Below are 17,884 nucleotides of genomic sequence, written 5' to 3'. Positions count from 1 at the left end.
TTTAAGGCAACTTTTGATTGATAATTTAATTCATCCTGATTACTTACTGGTTAGCCATTCGCCTTTTCAGGTTCTGCATATCCTCGCTCAATTTTTGTTCTACAACCTTAGCATATACCTGTGTGGAACGAATAGTCGTATGCCCAAGCATCTTACTTACCGATTCAATCGGCACACCATTGCTTAAAGTTACCGTAGTAGCGAACGTATGCCGGGCGATATGAAAGGTAATCGCTTTGTTAATATTACATAGGTCGGCTATCTCTTTGAGATAAGCGTTCATCTTTTGATTGGAGATTACCGGGAATAAAGTACCGTAATTAACGGCTTTCGGATGGTCTTGATACTTCTTTATCAGTTCTTCTGCTTGTGGCAACAACGGGATACGCACATCGGTATCGGTCTTTTGCCTACTGGTGATTAACCAGTCGTTGCCATCTATACCTTTAACAAGGTTTCCTGCGGTCAGGTTCATCGTATCAATGTAAGCCAAGCCAGTGTAACAGCTAAAAAGAAAAAGGTCTTTAACCACTTGTAAACGCTCAATACTGAACTTTTTCTTTTCAATGGTTGATAATTCCTCTTTGGTCAAATAAAAACGCTCCACCTTATCAAAATGCTGTTTGTATTTGGCAAACGGGTCTTTTGCAAGCCAATCCATTGTCACAGCCATATTCACCATTTTGCAAAGCCGTTCGATGTGCTTCATAATACCATTGTTATGTAGTGGTTTTTGGTGGTCTTTCGGTTGATGCTTGCTTAGGAATGTTTCAAAGTCTAGGATAAATTTGTAATTCAGCTCTGCAAGGCTAATGTCGTTTCTGTGATATTTTTCCTTTAAAAACTTCGCGATATACTTTTGAGTGGTATAATAGTTTTTCATTGTACCATCAGCCAGTTTGTCTTTCATTTCCGTATTGTGGTATTCGCCAAGCTTAATCAAAGTGATCTCATTATCATCTGCACCGACGAATAAGGACTTAACGGCATCAACGGTAACAACTTTTTTCTGTTGTACTAATTCATGATAACCATCGGCAATTAAGGTACGCACCCGTTCTATATGCTCGTTAAGCTTACGGATTTCTTCTTTAGTACCTCGTGCTTTTCCTTTTGCCTCATCCCAATTTTGCGGGTTGACTTTCTTTTTTAGGGAAATTTCACACCGTCTGCCGTTTACGGAAATACGGGCGAATACGGTGGCCTGATCGTTTTTTTGTTGTTTGGGTAGCCTGATTACAAACTGAATACCAAATGTGTTGCTGCTTCTCATATCAATCTATTTTATGTTAATTTGATAATCATTGATGCAGATGATGAATTTCGCTCACATAAACAGCGATTAAAACGCACCAAAAAGCATCAAAATAGACGATATAAATATTTGATAATCAATTACTTATATCGAATTGTGTGAGCGAATTTAAATAACTAAAATCACTCACGCAATTGCTCACATCTTCTTTGATATTGATTGGGGTTTCTTGGTATGATAAAAAACAAAAAACCCGCAAATCAGTGTGATTTGCGGGTTTTTACTCCATTTTGACTTGGTATCAGTCGGGATGGCAGGATTCGAACCTGCGGCCTCCACATCCCAAATGTGGCGCGATACCGGGCTACGCTACATCCCGTCTTTGTTGGGTGTGCAAAAGTAGGATTTTAAATTAAGTTACAAAACTTTTTTTGAAACATTTTATAGCTGGCGACTTAACAAATTCATTAGCAAAAGTTTAGAGGCAATAATATTTTTTGGGGCCAGTACGGTTTCGTGAGGTTAGGCTTTAATTCCGCTTAAAATACTACATATGTACTATTGATGGGTATCATAATTTGTCGTTATTTTATGCTAACAGATTAATACAGCAATACTCAAAAAAGCAAAGAAGATCTTATACCGGGGGGTGTTAGTGAAAGCTCGGTGTCCAGCGATGGCCCGGGCTTTTTATTTAAAAACAGCGGCATAGTGTGGTTGCCAGCCTTAGCTGTAGCAACATCAAACGCTGTTAATTTTGAACCATTTAATAAAAGCCGGCCTCCGTATACCGGGCATGATTTGGTTTATTGCCCCTGCAAAGCGGTTGGTTATTGCTTTAGCTTATATAAAAAGCTTTGTTTAATCTCTTTTAAAATACCCATATTTAAACCTTTAAACAAAGGTTTGCGTATAAAACGTACTGACCCCGGCTATCTGAATGCACATTAAACGCCTTTCTTTTTTAATACTGATTATTCTTCTTACTCAGAAAGCATACGTTTCTGCACAGGGTATTGCACAAAAAATCACCAATATTTACAGCGCCAATGCCATTTCGCAAAATTCTATACAATGTATTTACCAGGATAAGTATGGTTTTATGTGGTTTGGCACACAGGATGGGCTAAATAAATACGACGGCTATAACTATACCACTTACAAGCACACACGTAACAACAGCAAAAGTTTACCGGCAAATAATGTGCTCTCCATTTGCGAAGATGCCGAAGGGAATATATGGGCGGCAACCCGTATTGGCGGGCTAAGCAAGTATAACCGCACGTACGACTGGTTTATTAACTACAAACACGACGAAAAAAACAACGCATCGATAAGTAATAACAATGTCAGCTACGTTTATACCGACCATAAAAATAATTTATGGGTAGGTACCGATAATGGGCTGAACTTATATGATAAAAAAACAAACAGCTTTAAACGATACTACCACAACAAGCTGCCTAACAGTTTAAGCAGCTCGGCCATCTATACTATTTTTGAAGACAGCAAAGGCAGGCTTTGGGTAGGCACCGATAAGGGGCTGAACCTGTTGAATAAAAATACCGGTAGCTTTACCCGCTTTATACACAACAAAGCTGATAAAAAAGGCATTAGCGACAATATAATTACGGCGATAGCCGAAGACGAGTGCCATAATTTGTGGTTTGCCACGTACAACGGGTTAAACTTATGGAATGCTGATTCAACTTTTACGGCGTACGCCAACGAGCGCGATAAATACACCTTAAATGGCGACAACCCAATTTACACCTTAATGCCAAATGGTGCGGGCAAGCTATGGGTTGGTACTAACACTACATTGCAGCTGTTTGATATCAATAAAAAAGTTTTTTTAGATATAAACAACCAACCCGCAGAGCACGATAATATGCCAGATGATGGCATTTACGCCTTATGCATTGACAAACAAAAAGCTTTGTGGATAGGCACATCCAGCGAGGGCGTTTTAAAACACGACCACAACCTAAACCTGTTCCCTGCCTACAAATCGTCGACTAATGCCAATCCGTCCATCGCTAATATCATAAGGGGAATATCGGCAGATAACACCAACAATCTATACCTGGCTACCGATGCTGGTATGGCCTACTATGACCGCTCGGCTGCAAAATATACCCCTTACAGTCACAGCACAGGTAAAAAAAACACTATCACAACAAATTACACGTCGTGTATACTCGTAAATAGAGCCAATACCGCCGTTTGGGTAGGGTTTTACAGCACGGGAGTAGACCGCTATGATATTAAAACCGGGCGATTTAAAAATTACACTATCGGCCCGGGTGCCGGCAATTTAAATAACGCCTCTGTTTACGCCCTGGCTGAAGACAATTTAGGCCAGATATGGATAGGCACCAATGACGGCGGGGTAAACGTTTTTGACCCCAAAACCGAGACCTTTAAAAAATTCATCCACGATGATAAGAACCCTAATTCGATAGCCGATAACGCCATCGAAGCCCTGTATTGTGCCAAAAATGGCGATATCTGGATGGGAGGATACTCCAATGGTATTTCGGTTTATAATGCGCAATCGCACAAATTCACCCATATCAACAGTAAAAACAGCGGCCTTGCCAGTGATGTGATCAGTTGCTTTTATGAGGATGGCAAAGGCCATATGTGGATAGGCACTATGGAAGGGGGACTTAACTGCTATGATTACAAAACAAAAAAAACAACAAGTTATACCGAAGAGAATGGGTTGATTAATAATACAATTAATTACATCACAGGTGATGAACAGGGATATTTATGGCTCAGCTCGTTAAAAGGCATCATGCGTTTTGATCCTGTTTCAAAAACTCCGAATAAAAACTTTGATATGCACAATGGCTTAAAAAGCCAGGAGTTTAATTTAGGCAGCGGGGCGAAACTTCCAAATGGCCAAATTGCTATGGGTAGTATAAATGGATTCAATATCATAAGTCCCGATAAAATAACCTTCAATTTAAATAAACCCAAAGTAGTGCTCAGCGGCTTTGAATTATTTAACAAACCCGTACAAACGTATTCAAAAAACTCTCCGCTGAAACAAAGCATACTCACGGCAAAGGAGGTTACTTTACAGCATGATCAATCGGTATTTACCATCGCATTTTCGGCATTAGATTATACAGTCCCTCAAAAAAACACTTATGCGTATAAACTGGAGGGCTTCGATCCTGAGTGGCGATATGTGGGCAACCAACGCAGCGCAACCTATACCAACCTCGACCCCGGCACCTATACCTTTTTAGTTAAAGCGGCCAATAACGACGGCGTATGGAACAATACGCCAACCTGGCTTAAGGTAATTATCCTGCCTCCATTTTGGATGACCTGGTGGTTCAGAACGCTCTCCGTAATACTGTTTACTGCCATCGCTTACATTTTATATATTCTGCGGTTTAACTTTTTCAGGAAGCAAAAATTGAGCCTGCAAAAGCAGGTGGAAGACCGTACAGACCAAATAAGCCGGCAGGCCCTTGATCTTAAAACCCTCAACCTCGAGCTACAGGTGCAGGCAAGCGAATTACAGGCAAAATCAGAAGAATTGCTAAAACAAAAAGAGCAGGAAGAAAAAGCGCGAAAGGAGGCCGATAAAGCAAATATGGCCAAAAGCACCTTCCTGGCCACCATGAGTCATGAGATCCGCACGCCAATGAACGGTGTTTTGGGGATGGCCTCCCTCCTTTCGGAAACCGAATTAAACGCCGAACAACGCGAATATAACGATGCGATATTGAACAGTGGCGAGTCGCTGCTTACCGTTATCAATGATATCCTGGATTTTTCTAAGATAGAATCGGGCAATATGGGGCTTGATGAGCGCGATTTTGAGTTGAGAAAGTGTATTGAAGATGTGTTTGAGCTTTTTGCCAAAAAGATGTCGCAGGCGGGCATCGAGCTGGTTTATCACATAGCAGATAATATCCCAAGCCAAATTCATTGCGATGGCTCGCGTTTGCGCCAGATACTGATAAACCTTGTAGGTAATGCCACTAAATTCACCCACAAAGGAGAAGTATACGTGGGCGTTACGGGTACAAAAATAGATGAAGAACGCATACGTTTATCCTTTGCCGTACGCGACACCGGAATAGGCATCGCCGATAAAGATTTTGAGCACTTGTTTAGGGCCTTTAACCAGATAGATTCGTCTGTAACGCGTAAATACGGGGGTAGCGGACTGGGCCTGGTTATCAGCGAACGACTGGTAAAGCTCATGGGTGGCCATATTAAAGCAACAAGTAAACAGGGAGCAGGCAGCACATTTTCGTTTGATATTATTTGTAAAGAAGGAGCAGCGCTGCCTGTTGCACCAGGAAACGATGGCAATCAAATTTGCATTGGCAAACGGGTGCTAATTATTGACGATAACGGCACCAACCTGCGCATTTTAAAGGTGCAGCTGGAGAAGATAAAGATGATTGTGATAGCTGTTTCATCGGCCTACGATGCATTGCAAATACTTAAGGCCGATAATGCTATTGATCTTATTATCACCGATATGCAAATGCCCGATATGGACGGCATTACCCTGAGCACCCAAATAAGGGCCATACCTAACCTGCAACCTATTATACTGCTGAGTTCTATCGGTAATGAAAATAAAAAAATGCATCCGCATCTTTTTAATAACGTGCTTACCAAACCCGTAAAACAACAAGCTTTATATGATGTGGTAGAAGCCGAATTGAGGAAAGACACTACAGAGAAAGTGGAAAGCAAAAAGTCGTTGCTATCAGAACAATTCGCCGTGGATTACCCTTTCAGGATGTTAATAGCCGAAGACAATTTAATGAACCAGAAACTGATCATCAGGATATTAAATAAATTGGGGTACCAGCCCGACCTCGCCAACGACGGGCAGGAGGTAATGGATATGATGAGCAAAAAATACTACGACATTGTATTAATGGACATTCAGATGCCGAACATAGACGGGCTGGAAGCTACGCGCCTTATCCGAAAAACATACGGCCTTAAAACCATGATACTGGCTATGACAGCTAATGCTCTCACGGAAGACGAGAATAATTGCTACAAGGCAGGTATGAATGGGTACCTATCCAAACCCATTAACCTCGAGTTGCTTATACAATCTTTAAAAGATCTCTACAATAAGATCCATCATATTAAGGCGTAGCCTGTAAGCAATGCTCAGGGCGTTAATTTTATAGTGGTATATCTTCCTTGCGCTGTAAAGCCTGGATCTCGCTTAATCGGAAGGCCTCGACTATATAGGTTTGGCATAATCTGTTATTGAGGTTCATATTGTAACGGAAAGTGCTTTCGCCCGCAACAGGAAACCTTATGCGGGTGCCATGCAAAGGTGTGAGATCGAAAATAGCCAGCGCATTTCTCTTTAGCGACAACCAAAAGCCCGGGTAATTGCCGGTATCGTCAATTACTTTTAGTCCGAGCAGGCGTTTACCTAAAGTATCACCTCTTTTGTGTTCGGATATAGTGCCATATATATCTACCAAAGCAATAGCGATGGCCATGCTGAGCCAAAAATTATGAATAAACTGAAGCGTGGGGAGAAAGAAGATCAGTAGGTCGATGCATTTTGCCCAGGCCCTCGGAAAATGGCTTTCTATCCTTGGGTTGTACTTCATTTGAAAAGTCAACTCCTCGTAATAGCGGTTGCCGTACTCATCCATAGCAGGGCGGCGTACCGTTTTCTCTATCCGTATTTCGGATATCTTTTTTACCATTACTTTAAACTAAAACTACAAGGAAAACGCCACATAACTATCGCCCGATCTGCTCCCTATTTTACCGCCACCGCAAGCTATCACAATAAACTGTTTGCCATCTATCTCGTAAGCAGCGGGTGTAGCGTATCCGGCAGCCGGCAGTTTTGCTTCCCAAACTACTTTGCCGGTTTTCTTATCAAAGGCGCGGATCTTCTCGTCCTTAGTGGCGGCGATAAATACCAGCCCCCCTTTGGTAACCAGCGGGCCACCATAGGTTTCGGTACCGGTAACCGGGATGCCGCGTTTAGTTAGCTCGGCATATTCGCCTAATGGCACTTTCCATAGCAATTTACCACTGGTAAGGTCTACAGCGTTAAGTGTACCCCATGGTGGTTTAATGCCGGGGTACCCATCCTTGTCAACAAACCTATTGTAGCCCGCCATAGTATACGGCACAGGAGGCAACGTGCTTTTGGTATCGGCTACTAAAGGTTGCGCCCCGCCCCTGCCTGTTGGGCCGGTAGCTTCTTTCTCCGGCAGTTTTAGCAGAAAGGCCAATATAGCCTTCTTCTCCCCTTCTGGGATGGCTTTAAAGGAGGGCATCATGTTACGCCCGTTATCAATAATATTTTTGGCCTGGAGCTCATTATACTTCTTCTCCAGATTAAGCAGCGAGGGGATGGTACTGCCGTTGCCTTTTAAATCGGCTCCATGGCAGGCAATGCAGCGCTGGTTGTAAAGTGCATGTCCTGCTCCCGCAAGTGTATGATCGTTGTTATCTGATTTCGGCACATCTATCATCACTTGTGCCCACGGAAGCTCGGTGCTGTTGATGTACATTATTTTGGTTTGCTGGTCTACTGCTGCACCACCCCATTCTCCGCCGCCATCAAAACCCGGGAATATCCAGCCACCATCTTTACTTGGCGGACTAAACATCACCCTATTCTTCACTTTAAGGTATTTCTCCATCATATCTTTATGCGTCTCCGGCGAAATGTCGGTTACATCCTCCGGGCCGAATTTTTGGCGGGCAAAGGGTTCGGGCAGGCTTGGTAAGGGCTGTGTGGGCCATGGTTTTTCGCCAGGCAGGCCATTGGTAGGCACCGGCGTTTCCTTTATCGGGAAAATGGGCTCGCCGTTTGTACGGTCGAACATGAAAATATAGCCATTTTTGGTTATCTGCGCTACGGCATCAATATTCTTACCATCGTGTTTTATGGTTACTAAATTGGGGTTGGCTGGCAGGTCGCGGTCCCAAAGATCGTGGTGTACAAACTGGTAATGCCAAATATACCTGCCAGTTGCCGCGTCCAGCGCTATCAGCGAATTCGCATACAGGTTTTGCCCTTTGCGGTTACCTCCGTAAAAATCTCCCCCTATGGAGCCTGTTGGGATATAAACTATGCCCCGTTTTTCATCCAGCGACATACCCGACCAGTTGTTTGCGCCACCAAGGCTTTTCCAGGCGTTTTTATTCTCCCAAGTCTCATATCCTCTCTCGCCGGGGTGCGGTATGGTATTGAAACTCCAGCGTAGTTTGCCGGTAAGCACGTCATAAGCCCTTATTGGCGCCGGCGCGGCGTCCTCACTTTCGGCAACGCGGACACCCATTATCAACACATCTTTATAAATGATACCGGGGGTGGTTGACGCTACAAAAGAATGGATCTCGCGGCCAACGTTTTCGGTCATATCTAAATAGCCGCCATTCCCAAAATTGGCAACAGGGGCACCCTTTTCCGCGTCAATGCAATACACTTTGTTGCCTACGTTATAAAAAAGCCGTTTGTTATTGCCATCGGCATCCTGCCAGTAAACCACGCCGCGGTTTACCTTGTAATAAAACATAGGGTTGAATTTGGTAGCGGTATCAACCGACGCAGGATCGAACAGCCAGTTTTGCTGCCCGGTTATGGCATTTAACGAGAACAGTTTAAGCTTTGGCGTAGAGCCATAAAGTATTCCATCAACCATGATGGGATTACACTGGTTTTGGGTACGATTCCCGGTATCCCGGTCATTAGAAGTATAAACCCAGGCCTGTTTAAGGTTTGCCACATTTTGAAGCGTTATAACCTCGCTTGCAGAATATCTTGCCCCGTCTTTACTGCCCGCGTAAGCGCTCCAGCCCTTGTAATCGTCTGCAGACCCGGCGGCCGGATGCTTACACGATTGAAAGGCGACAGATAAAAAAATAAAGGATAGAAATAAATAAGCTGATCTCATGCTGTGATAATTGGTTAGGCAAGCTATGAAATAAATAAGGAAAACGGAGAAATAAACGCAGGCTGAACGTGGGCTCCGCCGAATGTAATACACATTTTACAAGGATTTTAGATCAGGGCATGGTGAGTCGAGGTCCGCTCAGCAGTTTGGAGACAGCCCTATGCCGGGCCATCTCCTTTCTACTTTTCAACCAAAAATCAACTAACCAAATTAAAAACTCTTTAAATCTTTGATGCAGGTATATCTGAACTACGCTGAAACTGTTTTATGGCCGGAAACGGCATAGTAAAATATATAAACATAGCAGGGTACCATGCTGTATAAAAAGGCGGATTGCGCTCCGATGCTCTTTGCCAACAAGGCATACACCTGGGGCAGTATGGCACCACCCGCAATACCCATTACCAGCAAGGCCGAACCAATTTTGGTGTATTTGCCTAAACCTTTAATGGCCAGCGGGAATATGGTTGGCCACATTAACGAGTTGGCCAGGCCCAATAAGGCAATAAACATAATGCTTAAATAACCGCTGGTAAGGTATGCTGCAACCGAAAACAGGATGCCGGTTAAGGCTGAAAGCAACAAAGCCTTTTCCTGCTTAATGTATTTAGGGATGGTTGCTATGCCGATGATATAACCTATTACCATCGACGCCAGGGTGTACGAGGTGAATATTTTTGTCTGGTCGAGGCTCATGCCCATTGATTTGCCGTAGCTGCCAATTACATCGCCCGCCATTACTTCTACCCCTACGTACACAAACAGGCAGATTATACCCAGGCTAAGATTTCGGTATTGAAACACGCTTGATTTTGAAGCTACTATGCTGCCATCGGCTGCCACAGCATCTTCTTCGGTATTAATTTCGGGCAGGGATGAGTACCTGATCAGCAAGGCCAGTACAACCAGCACAATTGCAATAACAACATAAGGAGCAATTACGCGTGCTGCAAGCTCGTTTAGCAGTGTTTCTTTTTGAAGGGCATCTGTGGTGCTTTTCAACTGGGTTTCGATGCCCTGCGCGCCCTTAAGCACCAGTGCGCTTAATATAAGCGGACTAAGCACCCCGGCAATCTTGTTACAGATCCCCATAATGCTGATACGCTGGGCTGCGCTTTCTATAGGGCCAACAATGGCTATATAGGGGTTTGATGCCGTTTGCAATAAAGACAAGCCCATCCCCTGCACAAACAACCCGATCAAAAACAACGGGAAGGCACGCGCGTTAGCGGCGGGCACAAATATCAGCGCCCCAATACCCATCACAAAAAGGCCAAGTGACATGCCATTTTTAAAGCCTGTTTTTTTAAGGATGTATGATGAGGGTATGGACAAAAAGAAATAAGCCATATAAAATGCGAACGTTACCAGCAAGGCTTCGGACGTGCTTAACTGGCAAGCCAACTGCAGGAACGGGATAAGCGTACCGTTTAACCACGTAACAAACCCAAAAACAAAAAAAAGGGCCCCAATGATGATAATTGGGTTTAAGGCGGTTTTTTTCGCTTTCAGCTCAATTGATGATACGGTTGACATATGCAATGTTTTGATAATAAGATCCCGCCTTGCCGGAAAAAGCAAGCTTGAATTAATAGCAGGAAATGAAACGATGTAATAACCCGCACCTCAGGAAATATTGAAGTGCGGGAATCTTAGATTTGTTTACAAAGCGATCTTGCCGAAAGCCGCTGTAGGCGAGCTCTCCGGCATGGCTCCTACCTGAGCCCAGCCTGATGTACTTTCCATTAAGCAGTAATTTACAAAGCCTTTGGTTGTGCCCAGCTTATCCTTCCGGATAGAGAATTCGATGATGTTTTTACCGCCTGCTGTTTTTATAACAGAGTAGTGCATTACATCCGCAATATCAAAAAGAGGGTTAAACGAGAACGCATTTTGAGCGCCTGTATGAGCATACAAGCTCCCCCAGCCGCCAACTAAACTGCCCTCTATCAGGAAATCGGCACCCGAGCTAACCGGGTATGCCCCTACTGTGTAGCCAGTGGCGTTATTGTTATCGGCATCAAGGTACATATCAATAATTTCCATTTTCATGTCGGCAGTTCCTTCCAGGTAGAAAAATATTTCGGTTGAAGACGCAAATGTTTTTACCGCAGTAAGCGAGCCGCCGGATGGCAGCGTATTGGTGTAAGAATAATCAACATATTGCCAGTCGGTAAAGTCGCCGTCAATTTTTATGTTGGGGCCAATGATGCTCACGGTATCAATAAATGTACTTGTAGCCGAACCACTTTTTGCGGTTAATGACACCAGGAAATCGCCTTTCTTCTTAAAAATATGCTGCGGCGCTTTTTTGGTAGATGTTTCGCCGCTGCCATCGCCAAAATCCCAGCTATACTCGGTAGCATTGGTAGAGAAGTTGGTAAAGTTAACGTTGTAACCATCGGCCACGTAACTAAATACCGCTTTGGTGCCACTGCCTGCGTTCTCGCCCTTTTTGCAGGAATTTATGGCCAGTACGGCTATGATGAGGCCGCACAAGTAGGTAATATTTTTTTTCATCGTTTTAATTTTTAAACAGATTATTGAATTTTTAAACTCGATTTAAGATCATTCATCCCACCATTATCCGTAACCCAGGTACCGGTATTAGCCAACCTTACAGCATACTCTACCCTGTTTTTCAGCGTAGGTGCCTGGTCGGCAATGCGGATGTAAAGTGCATAGTCGCCCGCAGGGATACCATTTAAACTTACCGATTCGCCGATGTTAGCATTTGGTGCAACGGTTGTAGCAGGTTTACAGCTGCGGATATCATAGGTAAGCGGCGCTTCGTAATAAGTACCTGTAGTTTTGTTTTTTAAGATGATACTGCTGTTCTTCTTGTTGTAAAGCGGCGCATAGCCTGTGTTGGTGATGTTGATATCTACTTTCAGGCTTCCATTTACAGTAGCGGTTGCAGGCAATACAGCGTTAACCAAGGCTATCCGATAACCCAGGTTCCTTACAAATTCATCAAAGCATCCCGAGGTTCTCCAGCCGCTTAATGTTGGCTGATAATAGTCGAGGTTAAGATAGGTCCACCTTAACAACTTCATTTGGGTACGGCCCTGGGCGCAATCGGTAGAGTAACCACCCAGCGGCGGGCAGGTTTCGCCGCCAACCGGCACGTAAAGGGCTTCGTTGGTAACGTATTGCTTCTCTGTAGCAATGTTGCTGGAGTAAGTGCCATAATCATCGTCGCTCGATAAAAAACAATCGTTATGATGGCCCACGCGGGCAATATCAGTACCGGAAAAACCCTGCGCCTGGGTGATAGCTGCATTGGTGCCAAACACGCCCTGTTTTTGTAACGGCGTTCTTACCTGCACCATAATATCGGCAGGAACGGCGCTCAAAAGCTTAAGCAGTACTGTTTTTTCATTTGCTGCTGTAGCCAGGCCGTTAGATGAGTCGTGCCATTCGCCCCAGGCACCTACAAAACCGGCCTGTACAAAAGCTATTACATCCTTGTTAGCCACAAATAACGGCTTTAGCTGGTCGATATGTTGCAACACTATGGCAAGCGGTGCATCGGTACCTGTCATCTCATCGGTATAGGCAAAACGAATCACCCCTTTCAGCCCCGCATTACGGATCTTGTCCAGGTCGGCCTGGATAAAATCAAGTTTGGCCTGGTCGAGCGCTTTATCTTTATAGCTGTCCAGGTAAAAAACACGCACTATTAATGTAGTGTTTTGGTTTACCCGGTAGGTGTTTAAAGCAGTTGCATCTAAAGCAGTACGCACAGATATCGTTTTGGTGAACCCCCGTTCGGGGTTTGGAAATATCTCTGCAGATGATTCAAACTTTACACCTGCCTCAACCGGAGGGGTCGGATCGGGTTTGGTGCCTCCCTTTTTGCAGGCCACTAAAATTCCGCAGCACACAATCAGCATTAAGGTGGTACCTGTAGCTATTATTGCCTTCTTATTCATCTTCATCATTATCATCTTTAATTTTAAAAATAGCTGTTAACAGCGCTGATCAATTATAGCCCGGGTTTTGTATAAACTTGCCCTTACCTTCGGCTACACGTGCCTGCGAGAAAGGATAAACCACTTTGTTAGGGCCGGTATATATAGAGTGTTTAACCTCCTGGCAGCGCGATATAAATTTACCCATGCGGATAAGGTCTGCGCGGTACTGGCCGTTCTCGCACCAAAATTCGTGACTGCGTTCGGTTAGTATCAAATCGTTAAACTGCGCTAAGGAGCTGTAGCTTCCAATTGGCTTTGCGGCTAAACCTGCACGATTACGTACCTTGGTAACCAGGTCCATCGCTTCCTGGTTAGGGCCGGATATGTTTGCTATTGCTTCCGCTTTAGATAATAACACATCGGCATAGCGGTACATCATAATATCAACCGTAGTTAAACCGGTGGTACGGGCAGCATCCTGGTCTATTTTTAGCGGGATGGGGCCATAATTGATCAGCACACCCGGGTTTGCGCGGTTATACGTAATACCATCGGTACCGGTAAATTCGGCTAACAGCATGGTTTTGCGTTTGTCGGCGCTTTCAAAGCTATCATAAAAATACCAGGTGCTTTGTATAGTACCGAAACCGCCCTTTGGCGCAAACACTGCCGGTAATACCATCAATTGCCATTGGTTTTCGCTGGTACCTGCATAATCGCATGGTATAGCCCAAATGGTTTCCCTGCTGTTTTTTGCGCCTTCCAGGCCAAACATACCTACGTAATTTGGGTCGAGCGAATAATAGCCGTAAGCAATTATCTCGTTAGAAAGGGTTAATACTTCCGCCCAGTTCTTTTCGTGAAGATCCAAACGAATCTGGATCATTTTGGCCAAAGCTTTGTTAAACCTGCCGTATTCGGCTTCTGCTGGTGCAGGCAGGTCTGCTGCTGCTGCCACCAGATCGGCTTTGATAAAAGCTACAGTCTCGTCGTTTGTTAAGCGCGCAAGCGGCTCCTCTTTCAGCGGACTTTGCAATATTTCCAGCGGTGCAATTACAATTGGCCCGTAAAGGTCAAACAGCGTGTAGGCTAAAAGGCCCCTCGCGCAGCGTACCTGCGCGATCGCCTTTTTTTTCAGCTCATCGCTTACGGTAGATTTTTGGATCAGATCGATGGTATTGGTCATCATACTGATCTTATTGTAGTAATCGTCGTAATAGTGTGTAAACGCAAGATCCGATGGGCGGTAGTTTTGCAGCGTCGCGATGTTCTGATCCCCATATACACCGTAAAGTATCTCTGTGGTGGCATCGCTGATATACATCACCCCTTTTTCAGAAGTGGAGAAGATCCCGTTACCATACGATCCGCGCAGCGGGTAGTAAGCTGCATTCACCATTGCTTCCAGGTCTTCTGCAGATTTTGGGAAAATATTGGGGTTAATCTCCGAGTAATCAAGAGACACAAGGTCTTTGGTACAGCTACCGAGCAGTACCGCGAGAGACATGATCAATAATTTATATTTTTTCATTGTTATATCTTTTATCTTCTAATTAAAATGTCAGGTTGATACCGGCAACAAACGATCTGATGTACGGGTAAGCGGCTGTGTAAGAGTCTGTCTCCGGATCTACACCCTTATAAGGCGTTATCACAAACAGGTTTGAACCATCCACATGCACCTTTACTGACGAGAACACGCCTTTTATCCATTTATTAGGCAGTGTATAACCTAACGATACGTTTTGCAGCCTGATGAACCATGCTTTTTGCAGGAAGAAATCGCCTACGCTGTAAGGAGAGAACCCATAGAACGAGCTTGGCTGTGTATTGGTTGGGTTGGTTGGCGTCCACCTGTTTTTTACGGTACGCAAGGCATTATAGCCATTTGAGTAAACACCGTAAGCGCTCACGCCGTAAGTAGTATAGTTAGGATCGGCCATTTCGCGGCCAAACAAACCATTGAAATCGAAGTTCAGGCTGAAGCTTTTGTAAGTAAAGATATTGGTGATACCAGCCATAAAGCCCGGATCTGAAGTGCCCAGCAGTTTGGTATCGGCATCATCAATGATACCATCGGGGCTGCCGGTGCGTAAAAACCTGCCGTTAGCATCTACTACCGGGTTGTTATTAGCATCGCGCTGGTAACCGTTGATGTCTTTAATTTTGATCATACCCGGTTTTAATTCGGGCTGAGATACCGGCGGCGCTTCGCCTACCTGTAAGATACCATCAGATACCCTGCTGTAAACAGATCTGATCGGGTCGGTTTCGTTTTGATAAACGTTTGGTTTCCAATCCGGTGCGCGTTCTTTCCAGTTGTCTTTATATTTAGAGAAGTTTAACTGGGTTCTCCATGAGAAGTTGGCATTAGTAATATTACGTGTGCGGATGCTCACCTCTATACCCCTGCTGAGCGTTTTACCAACGTTAGCAATAATGGTGTTCACTTCCTGGTAAGAGTTGAGCGGTTTAAAGTCCAGCAGGTCGGAAATTACGTTCCTGAACACCTCTACCGAGCCTTCAACCCTGCCATTAAACAAGGAGTAATCTAAACCTAAGTTGGCACCGGTTGTGGTTTCCCATTTCAGGTCGGGGTTTTCCAGCCTGGTTAGGGATACACCGATCAGCCTGGCATCATTAGCAGATAACCATGCCGGGTATGCACCGTAAGCAGCAAACGCGTTGCTGTTGATACTGGCGTTACCGGTTTGGCCATAGCTAAACCTCAATTTAAATTGCGATACCACATTTTTTATACCGGCGAAGAAAGGCTCTTCTGCTACGTTCCAGCCAATGGCTGCTGACGGGAAAGTACCCCATTTATTGTTCTTGGCGAATACGCTGGCACCATCTGTACGTACAGTAACTGTTAACAGGTATTTGCTTTTGAAATTGTAGTTAAAGCGGCCGAAGTAAGATGCAATAACGTTTTGCGGGCCCGATGATGTAGATGGCTGCTGGTTAGTACCTGCACCCAGGTTGTTCCAAAGGAAGGCATCGGTAATAAAACCGGTTGCGCCCGCTGTTTGATATTTATCCACAAATTTCTGCTCGGACACACCCACTAACACTTCAAAATTATGCGCATCGGCAATAGTTTTCTTGTAGTTGATGGTTCCCTCTAACAGGTAATTGCTGTTATCAGAGCTGCCGATAAATGCGCGGCCGCCTTCTAAAAAGCCCGATAAAACTGTTTTAGGAACGTAGCTTTCTCTTTTGGTGTAGCCCCTGTCTAACCCTGCCTTTAAGCGAATTAAAAGCCCTTCTACAGGTGTGATATCCAGGAAAGTATTCGCCAACAGCCTTTCAATGCGGCCCTGATCTGTTATGGTTAACAACGAGTATGGGTTTGGCTGTAAAGCCAGTTGAGGGTTAAGCGGGTAATTACCGTTTTCGTCGATAGCCTGGATGTGCGGACCCTGTTGAATGGCCGCGCGGATAACACCCGAGTTTTCGTACTGATCGCCGCCCAACTGGCTGTTTAAGTTATTGATACGGCTGGCGGTTAAGTTTAAGCTTAGTTTAAAGATCTTGCTCAGCTCTTGGTCGATATTGGTGCGGATAGTATATCTCTTCAGTCCGGAGTTTTTGATAACACCATCCTGATCGTAAAAGTTACCGGATATCAAATACTTGGTAGCTTTTGTACCGCCGGCTACCGATATGTTGTGCTGCATGGTCATCCCATCGCGGGTAACCAGGGCCAACCAGTCGGTTCCGCGGCCTACGTTGTTAATGGCATTTTGGGTATATAATTTACGGTAGGGGCCGCTGTTAGCGATAGCTTCGGCAACCGTTGTTGTACCATAAGGCGCAACGTGGTTGTCAAAATCCCATTGCTCCTGGCCTGCTTCGTTACGTATCTGCATCCATTCGTTCAAAGGCAATACATCAAAAGAGTTGTTGTATTTTTGATAGGTATAATTGTAAGAATAGTCAACTTTAGCTTTACCTTCTTTGCCACGTTTGGTGGTGATTAAAATAACACCATTGGCAGCACGCGAACCGTAAATGGAAGTTGCACTCGCATCTTTTAACACATCTACCGATTCGATATCGTTGGGGTTAAACGAGTTTAATATACTTTGGGTACCTGCCTGGTAGCGGCCGCCCAAGGTTGCAGGTTGCTGCAGATCAGTTATCGGGAAACCATCTACCACGATCAGCGGCGCGTTACTGGCGTTTACAGAGCCTGCACCACGGATCAATATATCTAAACCACCACCCGGCTGGGCACTGTTTTGGCGAATAGTTAAACCGGCAACTTTACCTTTTAACATGCTCCCGATCTCGGGGCCCGAACTGGTTACCAGGTCGGCCGTTTTCACCGAAGACACAGCACCGGTAAGGTCGCGCTTGGTTGCTGTACCGTAACCAATTACCACCACCTCGTTAAGGCCGGTGTTTGATTCTTCCAGTGTAACATTAACAACCGTTTGCCCGCTAACCACAACTTCTTTAGTTGTAAAGCCCACCATTTTAAATACCAAAACGTCGCCCGCGTTGGCATTGATAGAATAACTACCCTTTATATTAGTGGGTGTAGCATTGGTGCTGCCTTTTACAGACACAACAACCCCAGGTACGGGTGCGCCTTTTACGTCTGTAACCGTGCCGGTAATGGTGCCGAACCGGCGGGTATCAGCTATGCCCTTTGCAACGCTGTTGGCATCCGCGCTTAGATACTGCAGGTTCAGCAGCAGTACCAGGGCGCAAAAGAGCTTCATGTTAAGTAAATAATTTTTGTTCATATTTAAAGTATTAGGTACGTT

The 17,884-nt window shown here is 44.7% G+C and carries 9 protein-coding genes and 1 tRNA gene; 1 reads left to right on the top strand and 9 read right to left on the bottom strand.

Annotated features, from left to right (window positions below):
• Nucleotides 1-43: 43 nt before the first annotated feature.
• Nucleotides 44-1,273, bottom strand: coding sequence for a site-specific integrase (locus IDJ77_RS11900; protein WP_191189173.1), 1,230 nt, complete (start codon nucleotides 1,271-1,273; stop codon nucleotides 44-46).
• 287 nt (nucleotides 1,274-1,560) lie between these two features.
• Nucleotides 1,561-1,634, bottom strand: a tRNA-Pro gene (locus IDJ77_RS11895).
• 561 nt (nucleotides 1,635-2,195) lie between these two features.
• Between IDJ77_RS11895 and IDJ77_RS11890 the strand changes: the two genes are divergently transcribed.
• Complete coding sequence (locus tag IDJ77_RS11890; RefSeq protein ID WP_191189172.1) at nucleotides 2,196-6,410, top strand: hybrid sensor histidine kinase/response regulator; 4,215 nt, start codon at nucleotides 2,196-2,198, stop codon at nucleotides 6,408-6,410.
• Nucleotides 6,411-6,438: 28 nt separating this feature from the next.
• Here the strand turns inward: IDJ77_RS11890 and IDJ77_RS11885 are convergent, their stop codons facing one another.
• From IDJ77_RS11885 to IDJ77_RS11855, 7 genes are all read right to left on the bottom strand, one after another.
• The gene (locus IDJ77_RS11885) at nucleotides 6,439-6,981 is read right to left on the bottom strand and encodes an RDD family protein (protein ID WP_191189171.1); all 543 of its coding nucleotides are present in this window, start codon (nucleotides 6,979-6,981) and stop codon (nucleotides 6,439-6,441) included.
• 15 nt (nucleotides 6,982-6,996) lie between these two features.
• Entirely contained in the window at nucleotides 6,997-9,192 is a 2,196-nt protein-coding gene (locus IDJ77_RS11880) for an outer membrane protein assembly factor BamB family protein (protein ID WP_191189170.1), read from the bottom strand.
• Between the two features lie 249 nt (nucleotides 9,193-9,441).
• A complete protein-coding gene (locus IDJ77_RS11875) occupies nucleotides 9,442-10,728 on the bottom strand; it encodes a sugar MFS transporter (RefSeq protein WP_191189169.1) in 1,287 nt (428 codons plus the stop codon).
• A 126-nt stretch (nucleotides 10,729-10,854) separates the two neighbouring features.
• A complete protein-coding gene (locus IDJ77_RS11870; protein WP_191189168.1) occupies nucleotides 10,855-11,712 on the bottom strand; it encodes a PKD domain-containing protein in 858 nt (285 codons plus the stop codon).
• Nucleotides 11,713-11,732: 20 nt separating this feature from the next.
• Entirely contained in the window at nucleotides 11,733-13,136 is a 1,404-nt protein-coding gene (locus IDJ77_RS11865) for a DUF4832 domain-containing protein (protein ID WP_191189167.1), read from the bottom strand.
• A gap of 40 nt (nucleotides 13,137-13,176) precedes the next feature.
• Nucleotides 13,177-14,640, bottom strand: coding sequence for a RagB/SusD family nutrient uptake outer membrane protein (locus tag IDJ77_RS11860; protein ID WP_191189166.1), 1,464 nt, complete (start codon nucleotides 14,638-14,640; stop codon nucleotides 13,177-13,179).
• 22 nt (nucleotides 14,641-14,662) lie between these two features.
• Nucleotides 14,663-17,863, bottom strand: coding sequence for a SusC/RagA family TonB-linked outer membrane protein (locus IDJ77_RS11855; RefSeq protein ID WP_224751063.1), 3,201 nt, complete (start codon nucleotides 17,861-17,863; stop codon nucleotides 14,663-14,665).
• Nucleotides 17,864-17,884 lie beyond the last annotated feature (21 nt).

This window comes from Mucilaginibacter pankratovii (assembly GCF_014773265.1).
GTDB classification, from domain to species: domain Bacteria; phylum Bacteroidota; class Bacteroidia; order Sphingobacteriales; family Sphingobacteriaceae; genus Mucilaginibacter; species Mucilaginibacter pankratovii.
This window is presented reverse-complemented; position numbering and strand designations above follow the sequence as displayed.